This is a genomic window from Pseudomonas brassicacearum subsp. neoaurantiaca, assembly GCF_013608025.1.
GTDB lineage: Bacteria > Pseudomonadota > Gammaproteobacteria > Pseudomonadales > Pseudomonadaceae > Aquipseudomonas.
The window spans coordinates 1-449 of the sequence record NZ_VDLV01000057.1 but is presented as its reverse complement, the minus strand read 5'-3'; the positions used below and the strand labels follow the sequence as shown (position 1 = coordinate 449).

1 protein-coding gene is annotated in these 449 nt (G+C 61.2%); it reads right to left on the bottom strand.

The features are described from left to right. A partial coding sequence (locus FHK92_RS28265) for an AMP-binding protein (RefSeq protein WP_181290540.1) occupies positions 1 to 449 on the bottom strand: 449 nt, incomplete at both ends.

Below are 449 nucleotides of genomic sequence, written 5' to 3'. Positions count from 1 at the left end.
TCGGCCGGGTAATCCGGGTCCAGCGGCACATACGCGCCACCCGCCTTGAGCACCGCCAGCAAAGCGATAAGCAACCGCTCGGAACGCGGCATCGCCACGCCGACGCGCACTTCAGGGCCGACGCCCAGTTCGATGAGCTTGTGAGCCAGGCGATTGGCGCGACCGTCGAGTTCGCTGTAGCTCAGACGAACATCATTGAACGTCACCGCCAAGGCATCCGGGGTGCTGTCCGCTTGGCGGGCGATTAACTGATGAATGCACAGGTCTTGCTCGAAAGGCGCATCCACCGGATTCCAATCATGGGTCAGGCGTTGATGCTCATCGAATTCCAGCATCGACAGCTCACCCAGACACCGTTCGCCCTGCGCGGTCATCTGCCCTAAAAGCTGGGTCAGATGCGCCGCCAATCGCTCCACGGTAAACGCCGAAAAACTCGCCCGCTGATAGCT